The organism is Alteromonas sp. 07-89-2 (genome assembly GCF_013113925.1).
GTDB classification, from domain to species: Bacteria; Pseudomonadota; Gammaproteobacteria; order Enterobacterales; family Alteromonadaceae; genus Alteromonas; species Alteromonas macleodii.
Genome location: NZ_VTYM01000009.1, coordinates 39,446 through 56,912, shown reverse-complemented (window position 1 = coordinate 56,912; position 17,467 = coordinate 39,446). Strand labels below are relative to the sequence as shown.

Here is a 17,467-nt window from a genome sequence, read left to right as displayed (position 1 = left end):
TAAAAACAAACAATCTGAATTAAGTTTGCCGCCTATTGAAGAGCAAACTCGTCGTGTTTACTCTAACTTAACAAGTTCAATTACCGCGTTTAAGGAAGTGTATGAATTTTGCCGAGTTTGCAGCATCAAGAAAGAGTGTTAGAGGGTTCACTAAACAGCCTGTTACTAAGGAAACAGTAGACGCGATTATCAACGCAGCGAAGTGGGCGCCATCGTCCTATAACACGCAAACCTGGAAAATTCATGCAGTAACAGGCGACGTGCTTGATAAAATTCGTGAAGGCAACACCAAAAATACACTTGAAGGTAAACCGCACGTTCGAGACTTTCCATACAAAGAGGACTACGAGGGGATTCACCGTCAGCGTCAAATTGATGTAGCCATACAGCTGTTTGACGTAATGGGAATAACCCGAGAAGACAAGGAAAAGCGTATGGATTGGATGATGCGCGGCTTTAGGCAGTTTGATGCACCCGTTTCTTTGGTGCTTACCTATGACAAGTCTTTAGAGCCAGCAGGGATCACCCAGTTTGGTTTAGGGTCGCTGGCGTATGGCATTGTGCTAGCTGCATGGGACTTAGGGCTTGGTTGTGTTATCAATGGTCAGGGCATTATGCAGTCCGATGTAGTACACAAGCACGCTAACATCCCTGATGATGAGGCCATTATGATTTGCATAGCCTTGGGCTATCCAGACCCAGAGTTCGCTGCAAACGAGGTTCGCTCAACTCGCGCCGACAACGAAGAGTTTGTGACGTATCACGGGTTTTAGCGTTTTTCGATTTAGGCGGCTCGGTATTTTTTCAGCAAGCCAATACTGCATTAAGCCATCGGCATGAAAACGTCCGTTTGAAATATAATGAGCCTCTAAAACGGTGCCTTCACAGCGGAACATTTCCGAATTTTTAGTGTAAGTGGTTACTTTGTTGGATGATTACTTAAGAATCGTTCTATCTCGGGCACGGGGAGTGGCTTGCTCCAATAATAGCCTTGGCCCAAGTCACATCCCATTTTTATTAGCTTTTCTAAAGCGGGTTTACTTTCAATACCTTCAGCTACCGCTTTCATGCCAAGGCTGTCGGCAATGCTGATAATTGCTGCAACTAAAGGTGCGTCGTTTTCCCCAATGCCCAAGGTGTTGATAAAAATGCGGTCTATTTTGAGTTTGCGAGCGCTAAATGTCTGTAGATAATTTAAATTAGAGTAACCGGTACCAAAATCATCAATAGCAAAGTGCACGCCTAACGATTTAATGGCTTCAAGTTGTTCGCCAGTGGTGCCATTTTCATCCGCGAGTATGGTTTCAGTTAGCTCCAGCTCTAAAAATTGCGGTGCTAATTGTGAATTTTGCAAGGCCTGCTCAACGACAGCGGGGAGCGTACCATCTTTGAATTGTGCGAAGGATAAGTTTACGGCAACCGTAAGATTAGTATGACCGTTTTCATGCTGTTTAGCGCAAAATTCACAAGCCTGGTTTAACACCCACGCACCAAGAGGGATGATCAGGCCACTGCTTTCCGCTAAAGGTATGAACTTGTCGGGGAATATCATTGAGCCGTCTTTCTGAGGCCATCTCAAAAGCGCCTCTACTGCTTGAACCTCGTTAGAGGCAAGGTCTATCAACGGTTGGTAGTACACCTCGAATTCATTGGCCTGTACAGCCGGGCGCAAACGCTGAATAAGTGTGAATTTTTCATCGTTTTCTTCGTCAAAGCGCACGTCATAGTATTCGTATCTATTTCTGCCGTTGCGTTTCGCTTCGTACATGGCAATATCAGCTTTTCGGCACAGCTGTTTAAATTTAATTCCGTCATAAGGCGCTTGTGCTACACCAATTGAACCCGATACTACCACTTTGGTTTGCAGCACTTCGAATTCGTTCGAACACCACGTAATTAAGTTCTTACATAAGTCATCGATTTCAGATTTGTCTGATATTTCTGGCGCCAACACAATAAACTCATCGCCACCGAAGCGTATTAAACTTTGCTTTGTGGATAGGTGGTCGGTGATGGTTTGAGATATTTTTTGAAGAAACCGATCGCCCGCAGCATGGCCAAGAGCGTCATTCACGGGTTTAAAGTTGTCTAAGTCTATAAACAGCAGCGCGAGCTGAAGCCCTTTTTCTTCACTCTCACGTAGCTTTTCGTTGAAAAGTCGCTCGCCCAAAATCCTATTTGGCAAGTTTGTGAGCGGATCGTGATGTGCTAAGTGCTGGATATGTGCTCTATTTTGCTCAACTTTAGACACCTCTTGCTGCAGTGACTGCATAAGCCGACGAATATCCTGTATCAAAATAAAAACGCTGAAGCCCGTAATAACGTAAATAACCATGATGAAGAGCACGTGAGACCAGCTCAAAATAGGCGGGTTTGGTGTTACTACATCTTGCATTATCAACCACGTAAGCGTAATGCACTGAAGAAGCACTAAAGATAAAACGGTGCCAAATAGGGCAATTCCACCTAATAAAGCCGCAAATATGATGACGCCAGGATAGCCAATCATGGCGATATCAAATACGCCTGCACCTGTTGCGGATAGGGCAAACAGCATTGACGACATAGCGCCTAAAAGTAGGTAACTGCTGGTGGTAACGTAATACTTGTATGCGAGCGAGCCAGTGACGATTAATGAGAACAAGCCCAGTAAAAAGATATCAAAAGTTATGCCTCTCGCGACCAGAGACGAAGCGAAAAGCCCGAAGCCTGTTACCGCGCTTATTTGAATGACACGGCGCCTTCGGAGTGACGTTAGGTCAGCAAGCTTTGCTGATGAGGAAAAAAAATCTTTAACCTGCATTCTTCCAAATCTTGAAGGAGGTTTATAGCAACCTTAAACCTAACTTGGAAAAAAGCAAGTGCAGAGACGCAACGTTATACGTTATTGGCAAAAGACGAGGAAAAACACAGCAGTGCTCGAAAGCACTGCTGCCTGTAAAGTCAATAACTACCTTTCGTCTGATGGTGCGTAACGCTCCAATCAGTGTGCATATGGTGCAGGCATTACCCAAGATGGTTTTTCAACGCCTAGCTTTTTCGCTGCAAAATAAGACCAGTGTGGGTTAGTAAGATGCATTCTACCTACCATAACAACGTCAAGTTGTTGGTTTTCAATGGTATCATTGGCGAGCTCTGGTGTGTCTACTCCCCACGCTGTAGCAACCGGGATCCCGGCTTCATCACGTACCTTTTTAGCAATTGGAGCAAGGAAAGCAGGGCCCCAAGGAATATTCGCATCAGGCGTGTTAAAGCCAACGCTAACGCTAACGAAATCAGTACCAATTTCTTTGAACTGTTTTACAAGTTCGATAGACTCGCTCAACGTCTGTTCGTCATCACCATCGTATTCGATAACGCCAAAGCGTACGGTAAGCGGTAGGTTTTCAGGCCAAACCGCGCGCACTGCGCTCAGTGTTTCAAGTAAGAATCGACCACGGCCTTGCGCATCACCGCCGTATTCGTCGGTACGCTTATTGGCGTGCTTCGAGAAAAAGCTTTGAGCCAAATAACCGTGGGCAAAATGCAGTTCAAGCCACTCGAATCCAGCTTCAAGCGCGCGCTGGGCACCTTTCACAAAGTCACTCTTAACGCGCTCAATATCGGCTTTGGTCATTTCTCTAGGCGTAACAGGTAAGTGTGCACCAAAGGCTTCTGCCGAAGGTCCAATAGGCTGCCACCCTTTTTCTTCACTTGGCTGAATGTGGTCATCGCCTTCCCAAGGGCGGTTAGCACTCGCTTTGCGCCCGGCATGTGCAATTTGAATTCCAGCAACAGCGCCTTGGCTTTTTATACGATCAGCAACATTTTTTAAGCCACTAACGTGTTCATCTTTCCAAATACCTAAGCAATTTGGCGTGATGCGTCCTTCTGGCGAGACGGCGGTTGCCTCAACGATAACCAATCCAGCACCGCCTCGGGCAAATGACTGGTAGTTTGCTTCATGCCACTGGTTTGTAAACCCATCTTCTGCAGAGTATTGGCACATAGGAGGCACAGCAATACGATTGCGAAGCGTCACGTCTTTTAACGAAAATTGTTCAAATAATGCAGTCATATTTCTCTCTTTTTAAATAAACACAAAAGCACTCAGCGAAGGCTGAGTGCTTTAGAATCTAGGGGTTATGCCGCGAGAGTTAGAATTTCACGGGCTTTAGCAAGATCGATGTCACCATGCTCGCCAAGCGCTGTTAAGCCGTTGCGTTCAAGGTTCTCGATTAGCCCATCAATGGCGGACTTTTCAATGTTGTGGTCTGACAGGCGGGTTTTAACCTGCATAGTTTCAAAAAAGTCCTGAACCGCTTTTACGGTTAAGTCGATGGCCTTTTCTTTGTCATCTTCCTGAATGCCAAACACGCGCTCACCTAGCTGCAGAATCTTTTCCTGCTTTTTGTCACGCTGCACGAACATTAACGACGGTAGAACAATTGCTAGGGTCACGGCGTGATCTAAACCGTGTAACGCAGTAAGTTCGTGACCTATCATATGTGTGCCCCAGTCTTGCGGTACACCTTTGCCGATTAATCCGTTAAGCGCCATTGTTGCTGACCACATTACGTTTGCACGCACATCGTAATCTTCAGGCGTCGCTAACGCTTTAGGACCTTCTTGAACTAAGGTTTGTAAAATTCCTTCTGCAAAGCGGTCTTGAAGCGGTGCGTTTACAGGGTAGGTAAGGTATTGCTCAATCACGTGAACAAAAGCATCAACCACGCCGTTTGATACTTGACGTGGTGGAAGTGAATAGGTGAACTCAGGATCAAGCACGGCAAAAACAGGCTGAACTGTTTCAGAAGAAAACGCGCGTTTTTGCGACGTTTCTTTTCTGTTTACTACCGAGTTACCGTTACTCTCAGACCCTGTCGCAGGTAAAGTAAGTACTGCGCCAATAGGTAATGGATTTTCAAATGCTGCACCTTTAACAAGTATGTCCCACGGATCGCCTGCAAAGTTAACGGCAGCAGCTACAAATTTCGCGCCATCAATAACACTTCCACCGCCAACCGCAAGAATGAAGTTCACGTCATTTTCACGGGCGACATTCACAGCTTTCATCAGTGTTTCAAATTCTGGGTTTGGTTCAACACCCTGAAATTCAATAACTTCAGCACCTGCTAGTGCAGTCGTTACTTTATCGTAAATACCATTTTTCTTAATTGAGCCGCCACCGTAGAGGAAGAGGACTTTTGCTTGTTTCGGCAAACGTGAAGACACTTCACTTAGTTGCCCTTTGCCGAACAAAATTTCGGTTTGATTCTTAAACGTAAAATTAAGCATAGTGTTGCCTGTCCTTAATTAGATTGTGAATTTAACTGTTGTAAAAGCTTTTCAGCTAACAGTTCATCAGAAAACGGGTTTTGGCCTGTAATAAGCTCACGGTCTACTACTACATTAGGCGCCCACATTTCCTTGAATTCCATCTTGCCACCCGCTTGCGCCATGGCGTCTGCTGGGTAGTACAATAACGTTGCGTCGTTTAACGTGCTTTCAAAATAGGCCTCTTCCGGTGTGGAGAAGATTGTCATTTTGTAGCCATCATAAATCCAACTCTCAGATGAGGCTTGCTCACCGGATTTCAATGCCAGTTCAAATGCCTGCGGGTTAGATTGCCCAGAAAGTAAGGCGATTGGGCCATGGCAGATAGCGGCAGTAGGTTTTCCTTCACTGTGAAAGTGAGACAAAATTTCACCCACTTGAGGATTGTTTGCCAGGTCGATAAGCGGTGCGTGACCGCCTGGAATGAATACGCCTTCAAACTCTTCCAGCCCTTGTCCAATCACTTCGCTCAATGACAGCGTGTCATCAATGCCTTCTATTGACGCTACAAACGTTTGAATGTCTCGCATTTGCGATTCGCCGCCATCAAAGTATTGCGGTATTACTGACTTTTTATCTACAGATGGCGCATTGCCTTTTGGCGTGGCCAATACCAGTTTGTAGCCTGCGTCTACCAATGCTTTTGCCGGCACCCCAAACTCGTTAAGGTAATAGCCTGTAGGCTCTGTTTTGCCATCTGCAAGCTGCATTACATTTTCACTTGAAAGTAGTACAAGTATTTCGCCTTTACTGGTATTCGCAGCTTTAACGTCTGCCGCATAGGCCGACTGTGATAAACCCGCAATAATGGCGAGCGATAAAATTGATGGTGCTGATTTCATGTGCAGCTCCTGTCGCATTAGAAAGTGCGTGTATCTTAGAGAGGTTGGCTTACATCGAGAAGTCAGATAAATTGTGATGAGTCATCAAAAATCTGATGGGTAGGGATTATGTCTTACTTAACACAGTTAAAAACCTTTGTAGAAGTTTATCGAAGCGGCAACATTACACGTGCTGCAGCTCGCCTTCATATGTCTCAGCCAGCGGTCACTTCTCACATACAAGCCATGGAGAATATTGTCGGTAAAGAGTTGTTCGTAAGAAAAGCGAGAGGCGTTGAGCCAACGGCTATCGCAGATGACTTGGCGCTGCAGGTCGCCAGTCACATTGATACGTTAGAGCAGAAAGTGGCTTCTATTCGCAGCCGTGCTTCCACCGATCACGGCACGTTACACCTAGCAGGCCCTGCGGAGTACCTCAGTCTGGTGGCAGGTCCGGCACTCGCTAACTTGCTTCAGGCCGATAAAGTGAATTTAGTGATCCATACCGGCAACAAAAGTAATATTTATCATTTGTTGGAAAACGATGTAGCGGAGCTTGCCATTACGGCCTCTGAGCCCACTGACGCGATGTATGAATATCAGAAGTTGGATAAAGAGCGCTTAATCTTAGTGATGAACCGTGTGCAGGGAAAGTTGCTGGGAGAAAGAGAAATATCGGCAGCGCTACTCAACCAACATAAAGTAGTGACGTATGATGAACAGTTGCCGCTTGTTCGGCGATACTTTTCGGAGGTATTTAATGCCGCGTGTGAGTCGCCTGTCGCGGCTGTTTGCCCCGATATAAGAGCAATAAGTAGTATTATCAAAGCGGGAATTGGTTATTCCGTTTTGCCTGACTACTTATGTAAAGAAGGTATTGCAAAAGGCGAATTGGTCGCGCTGGGCAAGCCAGGCCCAGAAAACGATGTTTATTTAGTGTGGAAAAAGGGAGCGCTTCGTCATCCTAGGGTCGACTTCGCCAAAGATGTCATAATGGCTTTTGCAAACATTAACTATCTTTCGACACTTCCTGATTGAAGCTAGACGCCTAAAAAGGGCGACGCATTTGGACAAGGCGTCGCCAATTGTTCCTAGTTTAAATAAACAGGGCTTGTTGGTCTTTGCTGAATATTAAACAACAGCAGGCTCTAAAATGTACCGACAACTTTTACCGTGCCATCAACTTTACCTTCATCCACAAAACCTATGGTATTGGGGTTGGTCGCGACAAGATTTAACATCTCATCCTCAGTTGCTATCATTTCAGGTGGTGTGCCTCTGCCAGTAAACACAAGCTTCGACCAGAATGCAGAGTATTGTGATTCAGATTTTCCAAGCACATTATTATTAAAAGCGTCTCTGATATTATTACCTTGTTCGAAGGTAAGGGGAATTGCGCGACTTCCATCGGGAAATGCTTTTACTTTCCCCAAATATATTTTCTTGACGGTATCGATATCGATCCCAGAATTGTTATTGGCATTTATTATCACGGCTGTACCGGCATAAATCGGCGCAGACATTAAAAAGCACAGGGCTGCAACTATCTTCATTGATATTACCTTCGTTCTTAACTCGCTAACATCGAGGCAAGCATGCTAGTGGTTTGTACCCAAGGGCGACACGCCCTCACGAAAGTATAACCGAGATTTACAATTTGTCGCATTTCGACAAAAGGTGAAATTTGAAGGATCCTAAAACATACAAAGAGAAATTATGGCAAAACCTAATGCAAAAGGGCCGGTCAGAACCGTGCAAATTTATTGCTCCAAGTGCAAATTCCAGCTATTTAAATATCGAAAAGGCGGCAAAGGCGCGTTGGTTAAATGCTTTAAAGAGAGAATAGTTGAGGACTTTACTCATGAAGAAGGAATATGTCCTTCTTGTCACGGACAGTTTGCAAGGAATGCCTTAATTCGAGGTGCACCGGCCCTGAAAATTGTTGGCACAAAGGTGACCATGAAGTAGCACTGACTGATAATCGATTGTTAATTGGACAACTTTTTTAAAATATAAACGTTTGGATAATTTGCTCTTACGTAATTTTTGCCTAAATTAATATAAAGGGAATGCTGCCTCAAGCCGTTGTGCTTTTTGGTAAAAAATTTAAGGCCGAGGTTAGAAAGCGCAACGGAATGGCTTTGTATTAAACGTCTACATATCGAGATGATAAATGTCCATTCAAAGAAAGTTTCTATTTTCTATTTCTGCTGTTATCGCTTTGTTCGCTCTAATTGTTGCTGTGGCAACGGTTATCACCACTTCCTCAAATGTTTCAACCCTTGTTCAAGAGCAAAAGAAGAACACCGCCGATCGTTTAGTGAATATTCTTACTGTGACTGACTCTATCATGCTTGAACGCGTCAAAAGCAGTATGGCGTTGCTTAAACAACGAGGTGAGGCAATCGGTGAACCCAATCAAACCGATATTGTTACCGTTAAAAATACGCAGGCTCGGCAGCTAAGGTTGGGCAATGCGGAGCAAGCCAACACATTCGATTTGGTCGATAACCTGACAAGCGTAATGGGAGGCACCGCCACGCTTTTTAGTAAAACAGGAGACGACTATATTCGCGTGAGTACCAATGTCATTAAAAATGGTGAGAGGGCGATTGGCACTAAGTTGGCCCCTGATGGCAAGGCGATCAAAAAGATTAATCAGCAGGAAGCGTATTACGGTGCGGTTGATATTTTGGGTAGCCCTTATTTAACAGGTTACGAGCCAATGTTTAACAGCAGTGGTGACGTTGTGGGCATCTGGTATGTGGGATACTCAGCCGACCTTAACGTCTTAGAGCAAGCCATTAAGCAAAGTCACGTGCTAAAAGAAGGCTTTGTTGCCCTTCGTGATGCAAAAGGTAACATTCGCATGCATTCCGCACATGTGAATGATCGGCAGGTGGCCGACGCCCTTCAACCTAATGATGACTGGGTTGTAGAAGTGGTACCGTTTTCGCCTTGGGGGTACGATATTATATTAGTGGCGTCGACGTCAGAAAAATCGGCTATGGTTCGAAGCTCTGTGTTGGTTGTTGTACTTAAAATCGTATTGGCGAGCGTGGGAATTTTGATCACCATTTGGTTGCTCGTTAAGTATATTGTTGGCAAGCCACTTGAAGAATTCATTGGCGTAGTAAACAACTTGTCTTCTGGTGAGGGAGATTTAACGTTCCGTTTTCAGGCATCAAGAAGCGACGAGTTTGGCACCATGGCAAGAGCGTTTAATGGGCTTCTTAGCCAGTTACAAGACACGTTGCAGAGTGTGGACGAAGCCACTGACCACATGCTAGCAAAGTCAGAAAGGTTAAATGCAACAGCGTTGCAATCCAAAGATACCGTTTCACAACTTAGCCGAGAAACGGAGTCAATTAATAACGCCATTTCATTAATGCAGCAGAATGCACAAACTGTGTCGTCAACCATTCGCAGTTCAAGTGAAGCGGCACACGCTGCCGATCAAGATACGCGAAACAGCGTAAGCGTTCTGGCGCAAACCATTAAAGACATCCAGTCTCAGGCAAGCGATGTGGACGCGTCAGTACAGGTTATCACTGAGTTGGCTCAGGCAAGTGAAGAAATTAGCGGTGTAATGGAAGTTATCAGGAATATCGCAGAGCAAACGAATCTACTTGCGCTTAATGCAGCTATTGAAGCGGCTCGCGCTGGTGAGCAGGGACGTGGCTTTGCCGTTGTCGCTGACGAAGTCCGTTCGCTAGCAAGCAGAACGCAGTCTTCCACGGAAGAAATTCGCAATATGATTGAACGCCTTCAGCAAGGTAGCCGCGTGGCTTCTGAAAAAATGCAGCAAAATAAAGAAACCGCCTATAAAACCGTGGACACCACAAAACATGCTGGCGATTCGTTAAAGCAGGCGCTTGACGCTGTTGCACGCATCACAACGTTAAATCGAGACGCTGCCACAATGGCTGAAGGACAAACAGAAGTTGCTAACGATGTGAATAAAGGGGTAAGCAGTATTCAACAGGTGGGCAATGCCAATACTACCTATGCAAAAGAAGTGGTAGATAACTGTGAAGCCTTAGTTCAGCAAGTTAAGCAAATGCAAATGCAGTTGCGACGATACCATTTCTAGAGTTACTGGCTTATTCAATTGATTTGGCTGTCAGCAGGCAGTGAAGCAGAAACAAGATAATTCGCCAGAGTCAATCTACGCTGAAATGCACATTTCTTGCGGTTGACATGAATAGTAACAATTTGAACCAATGCCAAAAGGGCTTTAGATTGCTAAGGCCCTTTTTGATATTTATTCTTACCCATGGATGAATATAGGGATCTTCCCATAACATGGATAAACCATAATGAAACAACTATCTACACTAGCCGGTGTGGTTGCGAGTGTTTTTGCATTCACATCGCTATCGACAACGGCAGTAGTGGCGCAAGAAGCGCAAACTGCATCTGCAGTCGTATCACCCGCGAAAAAGACACTTGCTGATGTTGAATACCGCTTACCGTCAACAATCGCTCCCACTTTTCAACGCATTCACTTAAATATCGACCCTGATAACCCTACATATTCTGGAAAAACGAATATTGATGTAACGGTTAAAACCCCAACTAAGAAAGTGGGCTTTTATCAGCAAGATTTGACCGTAACTTCTGCGCGTTTAGTGTCTGGAAGCAGCAGCTTTCCTCTAAATGTTACGATTGGAGAATACGACATCAATTGGGGCGAATCGCAAGATGAGATTGCGCCTGGAAAGTATACATTAGAGATTACGTTTGAAGGGAAAGTGAACACGTCTTCAGATGGCATGTATCTGTCACGTTTTGAAGAGACCAACTATATATTTACCCAGTTTGAAGATATGCATGCGCGAAAAGCGTTTCCAAGTTTTGATGAGCCAAACTTCAAAATTCCTTATCAAATGACCATCAGTTCTCCTGAACATCAGGAAATTGTGGGTAATACACCTGTTGAAAAGGTGACAGTGGAAAACGGGATCAAAACCGTAGTGTTTGAAAAAACTAAGCCCATGCCGACATATCTTATCGCCTATACCGTAGGGCCTTTTGATAGTGCTGAAATTTCTGGGCTGTCGGTGCCAGGAAAAATATACGTTCCAAAAGGGTATGCCGATAAAACCAAATTTGTTATCAAACACATCCCAGAAATCCTAGCCTCGCTAGAAGATTTTTTCGGTATCAAGTACCCCTATAAAAAAATGGATTTTGTTGCCGTACCAAACTTTACCCACGGTGCAATGGAAAACGTAGGTTTAATTACCTATCGCGATAGTTTGTTACTGCTAGAAGATAACCCAAGCGTCACAGAGCGTTCACGACCGCTAAATGTTATCGCGCATGAACTTGCTCACCAATGGTTTGGCAACTTGGTAACAATGGCGTGGTGGGATGACCTATGGCTGAACGAAGCGTTTGCGTCTTGGGCTGCAAGCCATACCATGAAAACCTTGTATCCAGAGTTGAACTACGCCGATCGCATAGTACAAGAGGGAGCATTTGGTGCAGATGCTAGTCCCACGGTGAAACCTGTTAAAAAGGTAGTGAAAAGTCAGCCAGATGTGATGGATGGGTTGGGCTTGAACTACTCAAAAGGTGAATCAATTTTACAAATGATTGAATCGCTAATTGGTACAGAAAAGTTTCGTGAAGGCGTTCAAAACTACATGAATTCCCATGCTTGGGGTAATACCGTAGCAGACGATTTGTGGCGCGCTCTAGATGAAGTGTCCGATTTCAACTTAAGCGCCATGATGAAAGCCTACTTGGAACAGCCGGGCTACCCACTTATTCATATTTCAAAAGATGGCAAATTAACCCAGTCCCGTTTTCACCTTGCTGGCGCTACCGTGGAAGATAAGACATGGGCAGTTCCATTAAAGCTGACTTATCAATCAAACGGAAAAATACTAAACGAAGTGGTTTTTATTGATAAAGAAACCACAGTTTTACCTCAGCTTGCTGAAGCAGACTGGGTGTACCCTAATGACAATGCAACAGGTTACTTCCGTTGGTCAATTGAACCAGCTCAGTTAAACGCACTGCTAAATAATATTGATGCGCTAAATAAGCGTGAAAAGAAAAATGTGCTATACAACTACCAGGCGCTGTTAAACGCAGATCAAGTAGGTGTAGACAGCGTGATGAAGGTGCTTAATAGCTTGGCAAAAGATGATGACCCTGCGGTCATTCGTGCGGCTGTTGGCGTGTTAGCTGAGTTTAGTTATTTAGTAAATGAAGACAATAAAGCCGCATATGCAAAGCTTCTAAATCAAAATTATATGCCTTTGTTAAACAAGCTTACCTTGTCTCAAAGTGAGCAGGATAACGCAGATGTCATTCGCCTGCGTAACCAGCTATACAGCTTACTGGGTACTCATTCGAACAATGAGCAACTTGTTGAACAAAGCGTTAAGATAGCGAAACAGTACCTTGCAGATACTAGCAGTGTTCCTTCCGGTATTGCCGGTACAGCAATTGAAATTGCTACGCGAAATAGTGAACAAGGCGAGCAGGGCACATGGTTTAATACAATTGTAGAGGCATTTAAAAAAGCACAGTTGCCAAATGTGAAAAGCACGCTGGTGTATTCGATGTACTTTGAAGACAAAGCGACCGTCTTTAAAATGTTAGATTTAGCGCTTACCGATGATATTACGCCTGCAAATACCATGTATATGGTGGTGAGAGTAGCACGTAACTTAGACGATCATACGCTATTGTATGAGTGGCTTAGTAAGAATAAAGACGCGCTACTAGCAAAAATGCCTGATTACCATGTAAGCAGAATGCCGGAATTTGTTTCAACAACCTGTTCGGCTGAAAACTTAGAAATGGCCAAAGCGTTCTACGCGCCAATTAGCGAGACTTATCAAGGAATGGCACGCGGTGTCGAAATTATGCAGGACGAGTCTCAACAGTGTATGCGGCTGAAATCTGCGTTTCAGGCAGACTTTAACGCCTTCTTAAACGAGCAGTTATAGGCAACAACGAAAAGGCGTTTTCCCAGCGCTTTTTATCCTAAAGTTATGATTGAAAGAGCGCCCACAAGGCGCTCTTTTTTTGTGCATAAAACTGTAACATGCACCACGGCGAGTCACTGAAATATTTCAAAGCTGAAACATTTACGCATTGTGACAAATCAACTTTCCCTGTACCAAAGTTCAGCAGAGTTAATCAATAAGTAAGTTTATTTTAAACGTCTAAGTTTCTGATTTTTAACGTTTGTGACGTTTATATTATTATTTTTATTAAGTGCTTGCTGTCTATACGTATGTATAAGAATTTATACCTTCCTTATACAAAAAAGCGGAAAGCAAAATGATTCATGAGGGTAACACACAAAAGTATAAGCTGAGGAGATCAGCTAAAGTAGTCAACGCGTTGTTGGCGGGTGCATTGTCGTTAGGCGTTGTTTCTATTAATGCCTCTGCAGATACAGTATGGCAAGAAGACTTCGAAGCAAATGAACTGCAAGGCAAGGGCGCAACTGGCTCAGACCCAGCGGGAGCAATTGTTGACCTTGAAGGTGTTGATCGTTGGTCAGTAGACGTGTCAGCGAGTGAGCTAAGTGCCACTTCAGACTGGTTCCGTGTTGAAAGCGGCGCAATGCAAGCACGTGATACTGACGGTGAAGTAGTCTGGTTGAGCGAGTCTATCGATATATCTGGTGCCGGTGATATCACCATAAATGCCGTGCTTTCTCAAAGTGGAAATTTTGAGTCGACAGACTACATCGATGTATTTTACTCATTAGATGGTGGCGCATTCGAGCTTATTACGCTTTCAGAAGGGGCAACGAATACGGTACAGGAAGACTTTGGTTCTGCAACACTGACCGAAACGATAGGTAGCGGAAGCACTTTAGAACTGAAAGTAGCCATGGCTAACAACTCGGGTACCGAATATCTCAATTTAGACGGTATTTCAGTAAGTGGAAATGGAACTACCGATGGTGGGGATACTGGCGGTAACCCTGACGACGGCGGTGAACCTTCAAATGAACTTCTTTTCTTAAGTGGTACTTGTTTTAACTGCCCTGATTTGGAAGCAGTTAACCTAGCCAGCGACTTTGTTGCATCTGACTATTACGCAGCTCTCGACACAGCTATTGCAAACGGTGAAAGTGCGCAAACGTTAAAAGACACGGCGCATAACATCATTGAAAATGGTCACCGTACGCTTTCTTACTCAGAAGTGTGGACAGCACTCACTTACACTGACGAAGATCCTGCTAACACCGATAACGTTATCTTGTTCTACAAAGGCATATCACAAGGCAAGTTTACCAACGGTAGCGGTAGTCAAAGCACCAACCCAGACAATTGGAATCGCGAACATGTTTGGGCTAAGAGCCATGGTTTTCCTAGCTCTAGCCTAACGGCATACAGCGATATTCTGCACCTGCGTCCTACCGATATTTCTGTAAATAGCTCGCGCGGCAACTTAGATTTTGATTTTAGTGATAGCGCGCTTTCTGAAGCTCCGTTAAACCGAGTTGATGGTGACTCTTTTGAGCCTCGTGACGCGGTAAAAGGTGATGTAGCACGCTCAATGCTATACATGGACGTGCGTTACGATGGCAATACAGCTGGTGATACCGAAGACGACTTAGTGTTAGTAAATCGCCTTACCTCTACTAGCGAGGCCGCGTTTGGTAAGCTTTGCGTATTGCTTCAATGGCATGAAAGTGATCCAGTGGATGATTTCGAACGTCGTCGTAACGAGCGCGTTTATGAATTCCAAGGAAACCGAAATCCGTTTATTGACAAACCTGAACTTGCTTCACTTATCTTCAACGAGAGTTGTGATGGTACGGGTGGCGATACTGGCGGTGACACGGGTGGCGATACCGGCGGCGACACAGGTGGTGATACCGGCGGCGACACAACACCTTCTACCAGCAGTATTTACATTTCAGAATACATCGAAGGTGGCGGTTTCAATAAAGGTATAGAGCTTTTCAATAGCTCGACACAACCGGTAAGTCTAGCGGGTTATGAGTTAGTTTTACTCTCCAATGGTGAGACCGCAGATGCTGACCGTAAAGTGTTAGCACTTGAAGGCACAATCCCAGCAGGTGGCGTAGCAACATTCGCTCACGGAAGTGCAGACGCACTGTTAACTGCCGGCTCAACGATTAGCAGCTTCGTGATTAATTTCAATGGCGATGACTACATTGAGCTCGTCGCCAACGGTCAGGTTGTTGATGCTCTAGGTACGTACGGCGTTAAAACTAACTGGGGTAAAGACGTTACTTTGGTGCGCAAGAGTTCAGTAACGGCAGGTAACCCTAACCGCAACCCAGCGTTTACCCTTGAAGAATGGGATAGCCTACCAAAAGATACGCTTAACAATTTTGGTTCGCACAATGGATCTGTTAGCGAGCCTACGGATCCAACTGACCCGACCGACCCAACTGATCCTACAGACCCAACTGACCCAGTTGGTGAAGTAGTATTAATTAGCGCTATCCAAGGCGAAGGCGATACCTCGCCACTTACAGGCAATGACGTTGTTGTTGAGGCAGTAGTGACTAAAGTTGTGCCGGAAATGAACGGATTCTTTATTCAAGAAGAATCCGCCGACTCTGATGGTAATGCTGCGACGTCTGAAGGTGTATTTGCCTACTCGACAACCTTCACTGAATACCCATCTGTTGGTGATGCTGTGCGTGTTAGCGGTGCAGTGGCTGAATACAATGGCATTACAGAAATTGTACTAAGCGCCAATGCTGAAACGCTAGGTGCAGGTGCTGATATACTAACGACAAGCATTGAAATGCCATTTGACGAGAGCGTTAACCTAGAGTCACTTGAAGGTATGCAGGTTCAATTCCAGCAAACTTTGAACGTGACAGACGTTTACAATCTTGGTCGATATGGGCAATTCAACGTGTCATCAGGCCGCCTGATGATTCCGACAAACCAATATGCCGCGGGTTCAAGTGAAGCTATTGCCTTGGCTGAAGCGAATGCACGCAACACATTGTTGGTTGATGATGGCTCAAGCGCACAAAATGCTGATGATATTCCTTTCCCAGTTGGAGGCTTATCTCATGCGAATCCTCTGCGTTTAGGCGACAGTGTAGAAGGCCTGGAAGGTGTAGTGCACTACGCATTTGGTGCTTATAACTTAATTCCAGTTGGCGCTCTTCAAACTGTACGCACAAACCCAAGAACAGATGTGCCCCAGTTAGACGTACAAGGCGATGTCAAAGTGGCTAGCTTTAACGTGCTTAACTACTTTAATGGTCCGAACTTCCCTACCTCTCGTGGTGCAGACTCAGAAGATGAATTTGCCCGCCAGCAAGCGAAGACAGTAGCAGCCATCGTTGCGATGGACGCAGATGTACTTGGCTTAGTAGAAATCGAAAACGATGGATACGGGAGTGATTCTGCCATTGCTTCTCTTGTAAATAGCGTAAATGCTGAACTTGGTAGTGACGTGTATAGCTATGTAGCACTTGAATCATTACTTGGTGGTGATGAAATTGCGGTAGGTATTATTTATAAGCCTGCAACGGTTACACCACAAGGCGCAGCGGTTACTTCCTCTGAAGCTCCTTTTGACTACGGTAACCGCCAGCCGCTGTTGCAAACCTTTAGCGTAAATAGTAACCGCGAAGCGTTTACGCTCGCGGTAAATCATTTCAAATCAAAAGGAAGCTGTGGCAGTGCAACAGGTAATGATGCTGATTTGGGTGATGGACAAGGCTGCTGGAACGAGCTACGTACCCAAGCTGCGTTAGGGCTGACAGCGCTTGTGCAAAACAGTGAAGGTTTGTCTGACCGAGTTATCGTAATGGGTGACCTAAATGCTTATGCGAAAGAAGATCCAATTCTTGCTCTCGAAGACGCCGGTTACAGCAACTTGGTCAACCTCTTCCACGGCGAAAGTGCTTATTCTTATAGCTTCGGCGGCGAAATAGGTTACTTAGATCACGCGCTATCAAGCTCAACTTTGACTGAGTATGTGGCAGACGCAACGGTTTGGCATATCAATGCTGATGAGCCTCGTGTCTTCGACTACAACGTTGAATATAAGTCAGAAACACAGCTTTCTAGCTATTACGGGGCTGATGCTTATCGTTCGTCAGATCACGATCCAGTAATTGTTGTGCTGGATTTCCCTGAAACGAGTGAGCCGGATCCAGTAATTGGTGATTTTGATGGCGATAGTGACATAGACAACACCGATATTGTGGCGTTCTACACCTTGCTTCTGCAACGTCAAGCGACGGTTGAAGAGCACGACTTTAACAATGACGGCAGATTAAATATCTACGATTTATACGCGTTAATGTCTATGTGTACACGTACCGCATGTGCAGTTCAGTAGTTGGA

The 17,467-nt window shown here is 45.0% G+C and carries 11 protein-coding genes; 6 read left to right on the top strand and 5 right to left on the bottom strand.

What is annotated here, in order from left to right; genetic code table 11:
- Positions 1 to 101 precede the first annotated feature (101 nt).
- A complete protein-coding gene (locus F0261_RS07965) occupies positions 102 to 773 on the top strand; it encodes a nitroreductase (protein ID WP_168463440.1) in 672 nt (223 codons plus the stop codon).
- Between the two features lie 146 nt (positions 774 to 919).
- On the opposite strand, the gene F0261_RS07960 is transcribed toward F0261_RS07965, so the two are convergent.
- From F0261_RS07960 to F0261_RS07945, 4 genes are all read right to left on the bottom strand, one after another.
- Complete coding sequence (locus tag F0261_RS07960; RefSeq protein WP_171337621.1) at positions 920 to 2,803, bottom strand: bifunctional diguanylate cyclase/phosphodiesterase; 1,884 nt, start codon at positions 2,801 to 2,803, stop codon at positions 920 to 922.
- 180 nt (positions 2,804 to 2,983) lie between these two features.
- Complete coding sequence (locus F0261_RS07955; protein ID WP_171337620.1) at positions 2,984 to 4,057, bottom strand: NADH:flavin oxidoreductase/NADH oxidase; 1,074 nt, start codon at positions 4,055 to 4,057, stop codon at positions 2,984 to 2,986.
- A 65-nt stretch (positions 4,058 to 4,122) separates the two neighbouring features.
- Complete coding sequence (locus F0261_RS07950) at positions 4,123 to 5,277, bottom strand: iron-containing alcohol dehydrogenase (RefSeq protein WP_171337619.1); 1,155 nt, start codon at positions 5,275 to 5,277, stop codon at positions 4,123 to 4,125.
- 14 nt (positions 5,278 to 5,291) lie between these two features.
- The gene (locus F0261_RS07945; RefSeq protein ID WP_171337618.1) at positions 5,292 to 6,158 is read right to left on the bottom strand and encodes a type 1 glutamine amidotransferase domain-containing protein; all 867 of its coding nucleotides are present in this window, start codon (positions 6,156 to 6,158) and stop codon (positions 5,292 to 5,294) included.
- A 108-nt stretch (positions 6,159 to 6,266) separates the two neighbouring features.
- On the opposite strand from F0261_RS07945, the gene F0261_RS07940 reads away from it, so the two are divergent.
- Positions 6,267 to 7,175, top strand: coding sequence for a LysR family transcriptional regulator (locus F0261_RS07940; RefSeq protein WP_110288678.1), 909 nt, complete (start codon positions 6,267 to 6,269; stop codon positions 7,173 to 7,175).
- A gap of 110 nt (positions 7,176 to 7,285) precedes the next feature.
- On the opposite strand, the gene F0261_RS07935 is transcribed toward F0261_RS07940, so the two are convergent.
- Positions 7,286 to 7,690, bottom strand: coding sequence for a phosphate ABC transporter substrate-binding protein (locus tag F0261_RS07935; protein WP_014949893.1), 405 nt, complete (start codon positions 7,688 to 7,690; stop codon positions 7,286 to 7,288).
- A 163-nt stretch (positions 7,691 to 7,853) separates the two neighbouring features.
- Here F0261_RS07935 and F0261_RS07930 point away from each other — a divergent pair, with 163 nt between their 5' ends.
- The 4 genes from F0261_RS07930 to F0261_RS07915 all read left to right on the top strand — a co-directional run bounded on the left by F0261_RS07930 (position 7,854) and on the right by F0261_RS07915 (position 17,462).
- The gene (locus F0261_RS07930; protein ID WP_014949892.1) at positions 7,854 to 8,105 is read left to right on the top strand and encodes a hypothetical protein; all 252 of its coding nucleotides are present in this window, start codon (positions 7,854 to 7,856) and stop codon (positions 8,103 to 8,105) included.
- Between the two features lie 205 nt (positions 8,106 to 8,310).
- Positions 8,311 to 10,230, top strand: a complete 1,920-nt coding sequence (locus tag F0261_RS07925; RefSeq protein WP_014979626.1) for a Cache 3/Cache 2 fusion domain-containing protein — start codon at positions 8,311 to 8,313, stop codon at positions 10,228 to 10,230.
- 226 nt (positions 10,231 to 10,456) lie between these two features.
- On the top strand, positions 10,457 to 13,105 hold the full coding sequence (locus F0261_RS07920) for a M1 family metallopeptidase (protein ID WP_014979625.1): 2,649 nt from the start codon (positions 10,457 to 10,459) through the stop codon (positions 13,103 to 13,105).
- Between the two features lie 337 nt (positions 13,106 to 13,442).
- Positions 13,443 to 17,462 (top strand): ExeM/NucH family extracellular endonuclease, encoded by a 4,020-nt coding sequence (locus F0261_RS07915; RefSeq protein WP_171337617.1) that lies wholly within the window; start codon positions 13,443 to 13,445, stop codon positions 17,460 to 17,462.
- Positions 17,463 to 17,467: the final 5 nt, after the last annotated feature.